4 protein-coding genes are annotated in these 4,469 nt (G+C 59.8%); all 4 read right to left on the reverse strand.

All coding sequences use genetic code 11. The features are described 5' to 3' along the window. Positions 1-6: 6 nt before the first annotated feature. Genes GSQ92_RS22165 through GSQ92_RS22180 form a run of 4 tightly spaced genes read right to left on the reverse strand, consistent with a single transcriptional unit; the run spans position 7 to position 3,998 of the window. Positions 7-1,002, reverse strand: a complete 996-nt coding sequence (locus tag GSQ92_RS22165) for a tyrosine-type recombinase/integrase (RefSeq protein WP_159013994.1) — start codon at positions 1,000-1,002, stop codon at positions 7-9. Beyond that, positions 999-1,946 (reverse strand): tyrosine-type recombinase/integrase, encoded by a 948-nt coding sequence (locus GSQ92_RS22170; RefSeq protein WP_158803229.1) that lies wholly within the window; start codon positions 1,944-1,946, stop codon positions 999-1,001. The genes GSQ92_RS22165 and GSQ92_RS22170 overlap by 4 nt, the downstream gene beginning before the upstream one ends. Further along, positions 1,943-3,193, reverse strand: coding sequence for a site-specific integrase (locus GSQ92_RS22175; protein WP_216850093.1), 1,251 nt, complete (start codon positions 3,191-3,193; stop codon positions 1,943-1,945). The genes GSQ92_RS22170 and GSQ92_RS22175 overlap by 4 nt, the downstream gene beginning before the upstream one ends. Before the next feature lie 37 nt (positions 3,194-3,230). Further along, complete coding sequence (locus GSQ92_RS22180; protein ID WP_159014015.1) at positions 3,231-3,998, reverse strand: ArdC family protein; 768 nt, start codon at positions 3,996-3,998, stop codon at positions 3,231-3,233. Positions 3,999-4,469 lie beyond the last annotated feature (471 nt).

Below are 4,469 nucleotides of genomic sequence, written 5' to 3' on the forward strand. Positions count from 1 at the left end.
GCATAATCAGAGAGCTTCCAGGAAGGCCAGCAACTGGTCATCCGGCTTATAGCGTCCCGGTAATGCGGCTATTGGCGCCGTTCTTGCCATCGCTTTTTCCTTCAGTTCGATGTCGGCATGGATATACATCTGCGTCGTCTCGACGGACTCATGGCCGAGCCAGAGCGCGATGACGGTGCGGTCGACGCCGTTCTGCAGAAGCTGCATGGCGGCGCTGTGTCGAAGCACGTGAGGTGTCACCCGCTTTTTTGTCAGGCTCGGACATTGGCCGGCAGCCGTTTCCACATGCTTCCGTACGATGCGTTCAACGGCGTCCCGGCTGAAACGGTCGCCCCGAATGCTGACAAACACTGGATCGCTTTCTGCACCTCCGCGCTCGGCGAGCCAATCACGCAAAACCTTCAAACTGTCCTTGCGGATTGGTGTCGACCGTTCCTTGCGTCCCTTGCCCATACATCGGACGTGCGCGCCTGCGCCGAGCATGACGTCGCCCCGAGACAGGTTGATCAACTCCGAGACGCGTAGTCCGGTCTGCAACGCGAGCACCAGCAACGCACGATCACGACGGCCATACCATGTCGACAAATCCGGCGCGGCGATGACGGCTTCGATCTCGGCACGCGTCAGGTAGTCGACGGCTCTTTTCTCATGGCGCTTCGAAGGTATGGCGAGCACGCGCTGGCTGTGGTGCAGCAGTTGTGGCTCATTAACCGCAACATATTTGAAAAACGAGCGGATCGCTGCCAGGCGCGTATTCCGGCTCCGGGCAGCGTTGCCGCGCGTCGCCTCGATGTCGGCCAGGAACGCGCCGACAAGCTCTGCGTCGATGTCCGCCAGTTGAAGTGCTGTCGGTTCCCGGTGCAGGCGGCCAGCGGCAAATTTCAGTAGCAGGCGGAACGTATCCCGATAGCTTGAGATGGTATTCGGGCTGGCTTTCAGCTGCGTCCCGAGCCTTTCCACGAAGAATCGTTGCAGGTATGGCGCCAAAGAATGGGTGTTCATGCCGATGCTCCCCTCGCCAGGGATCGCTCCGCGCGTTCTGAAGCGAGTTGCAACAACTCGGGCACGGCCTCAATATACCAGTAGGTATTGTCCGGTTCGGAGTGGCCGAGATAAGTGCTGAGCTTGATCATCTCTCGGTCAGGATCAGCGTCACTTCGATACCATCTCATGATTGTCATGACAGCGAACGTATGCCGGAGGTCATGAATCCGCGGGCCACGTCCGTGCCTGCGAAAACGTTCCGTCTGGCGCAGGCCAATATCTTGTGAGACCTGGGCGAAATTGTAACGTACTGTGCAGTCCGTCGGACGCTTGCCATCGTCCATTCGAAAAAATGCGCCCGGGCCCGCCCCGAGAAGCCTAGTTCTTTCAACGTGGTATGCTCGAAGCTTCGCAACGCAGCTCGGAGCGACGGGCAAAAAGCGTGCCTTGCCGCTCTTGGCCCGCCTTATGGTGATGACACCTTCGCCAAGATCGACGTCATCATCATCGAGTCCAATGGCCTCGTTAATCCGCAACCCGGTAACAGCGATCAGACCGAACAAGGTCGAGCAGGTCCAGCCTCTGAGGCCGTAGCGGGATGGCAGCCTTGCTGCACGCGCTACGATCGTGGAGACCTCGGCGCCCGAGTAGATGTAAGGCCGCGTCCGGCGTAGTTTGCCCGCGATCAATCCGGGCGGCGGCACTTCGGTTCGCGCGTCATAGCCCTGTAGCCAGCCCGCAAAGCCACGAACCATGCTGAGCCGCGCGGACCATGTGTTGTTGTTCGCCGCGCCAAAAGCATCCTTCCAGCGCAAGAACAAGCCGACGGTGATATGATCTGCGCCTTCCCGATCAGCGAACGCGGCGAAGCCGCGTAGAACACGGCCCGCGAACGAAAGGTTGTAGCCGAGGCTGCGGCGAACCGAGAGATACTTATCGAGACGTTGCGACAACGCGGTCATGACCGATCTCCCTGTTCCGGCCATTCACGCGCGATCGACCGCAAGCCCTCGATATCGTGCTTTGCGTAGATGGTCGTCGAGACACGCGACCGATGACGCAGCACGTCGCCGATCTCATCGAGAGAGGCCCCCTTGCGTAGCATGTCGGTTGCCAGGCTGTGCCGCAGAACGTGGGATCCGACGTACTTCGGTGGCAATTCCAGGCCGATCCGATCAAACGCACCGCGAATTATAAAATTCAGGATCTGTGCATCGACGAAGGGTAAAAACGGCGCCTTATTGGAAACGAACAAGACACGCGAGCTACCCCGCCGCCCATTCCGAATGTAGTCGACAATTGCCTCGCCGGCGTCTTTGGGCAGCGGCATGCGATCGTGCCGCTTGCCTTTGCCTCGAATGAGGATCGCACCGGTTCGCCAGTCAATGTCATCAAGTTGGATCGCAATGACCTCTGGCGCCCGCAAGCCGAGGCGGGCGACGAGCAAAAGCATCGCATAGTTGCGGCGTCCGACCGGATCATCGGACCCGACTGACGCAATCAATTTTTCGACGATCTCGGGACGCAGATATCTGGGAAGGTGGCTTTGCGGAGGTTGCGCGACGCGAGGGACAGCGTTCACCAGATCGCATGTTGTCTTGCCGCTCCAGAACAGGAACCGAAACATCGCCCGCAGGTGCGAAGGCGGCGTCTTGTCCCTATAGGGTTTATCGCCGCCCCGGATTTTGCACAGGAACGCGACAACGTCGTCCGGCGATATGTCATTGAGATTGCCGATGACCTCGCCAAACCGGAAGGCCATGAAGCGGTCCATGAAGCGGTGGCAATCGTAGATCGTGCTGTCGCTCAGCCCGCGCTGGTTGCGGAGATATGCGTCGTATTCCTGGTGTAAAAGTTCCAGCACTGTTAGCACCTTCGGCGGCGGTTCTGGCAGACGCGCCACCCCCGCAGCCACGAGATGATTGATAAAGCGATTGAGGCAAAAACGCGTGTTCGTCCGGTAGATCGCGGCTGTCGCGTCGATTACGGCGGCGCGAAGATCCTCGATCTGAGACCCGACAAGATCATGGGCGCCGAGAGCGCGACTCTCGACCGCTACACAAAAGCGATAAGCCACCTCTCCGTAGCGGTTCAGTGTGTCGGGCCCATAACCCAAGCCACTGAGATCTTCTATAAACCGTTGGCGATGAGGTCGCAGCCAACCTGGGGTGTCAGCGCCCGCGTCGGTCTTCTCGTATTGTGATGTCACAGTCGTTCCTTTCTGGTTGCAGAACGGAACGAACCTTTCAGTACAGTCGGCCGGCGCCAAACCGGCGCCGCGCTCGCGCCGAAGGCCGCAGGATTATGCCGACGTCATTGATCCCTTGTTTACGGTTGGATGGGCGGTCTAATCGGTCAAGCGGCATAATACGCGACGCGGCATTATGCGATGCCTCATGAAGGGCGACGCTCGCGACAGCCTCAGGGCTCTCGAAAGAGGCGGGCGGTGGCAGCTGAATGAAGTCGTGCGACGGACTGTAGAAGGCCCGGTCGCCGCCGATCCGCATTACGGCCTTACTATTGCTCAGAATGATGTCGGCTGCTTCGGGTCGGCGCCAGGGAGCCTCTACGACGCTTGGCGCCACATACTCCGGGATGCCTTCGATCTGGGAACCGTTAAAAACGGTGAAGGTCCGCAACATGGGTATGGCCTTCATGCGATCTTCCGCCTCGGGTGCGGCATTGCGGTCCTCGACGAGCATGCGCTTGAAGAAAAATACCGTTGTGCCATGTTCGCCCTTGCGTACTTGCCAACCGCGGTCCGCAGCTTGCTTGTACGAGCAGAACCGCGGGTCACCGCCGAGCGCGAACGACGCCATCGCTAGTACCAACACGTTGATGCCGTGATAGGGCTGTCCGGTCGTGGCATTGATTGGCATGCCAGGTGAACCACTCTTCCAAGGTTGGCGCCACGGCCGGATGCCCGCCTCGAGCGCGGCGATGATCTGGTCCGTCACCTCCTGATAGTGATCGCGATGATCCGTGTGCGGCGTTGTGCTGCGGTGTTTCAACATCGGGGAATTCTCCTGGGTTCTGTCCCAACCCCATCCCCCGCGTCGCGTGTCGGCCGCCGGTGCAAAGGCGCGCGTGAGCGCGGGACCGCAGGCGTTTGCGCCGAGGACCCTCCCTTTGTCGCCGGCGGACGATCCGCAGTAGCCATCTTTAGTTTTTCTAGTACTCTCCTTGGTATCCTCGTTCGCGTAGGTCCGCCCGCTGAGCAGCCGATCGTCACGAGGGCGGCGAGGTCGGCGGGATGCTGCCAATCGGCCTAGGTCTGGATGGCGGCGGCGCTGATAGAAGCCAGTCGAGCGTCGTAGCTAACGGTGGCGCCCATTCGAACAGCCCTTCCTGTTCGCATCCGCTCTTGCAACTACGGGCATCCCGCCAACATGACGCCAGTTTCGTTTGGACTCATTCTTTGAGATAGAAGGTGACACTGGCTGCGATGCAGATGGCGGAGAAGAAGGTGTGTGCGCAGCGGTCGT

Origin of the sequence: Acidisoma sp. S159 (assembly GCF_009766125.1) — a bacterium.
GTDB lineage: Bacteria > Pseudomonadota > Alphaproteobacteria > Acetobacterales > Acetobacteraceae > Acidisoma.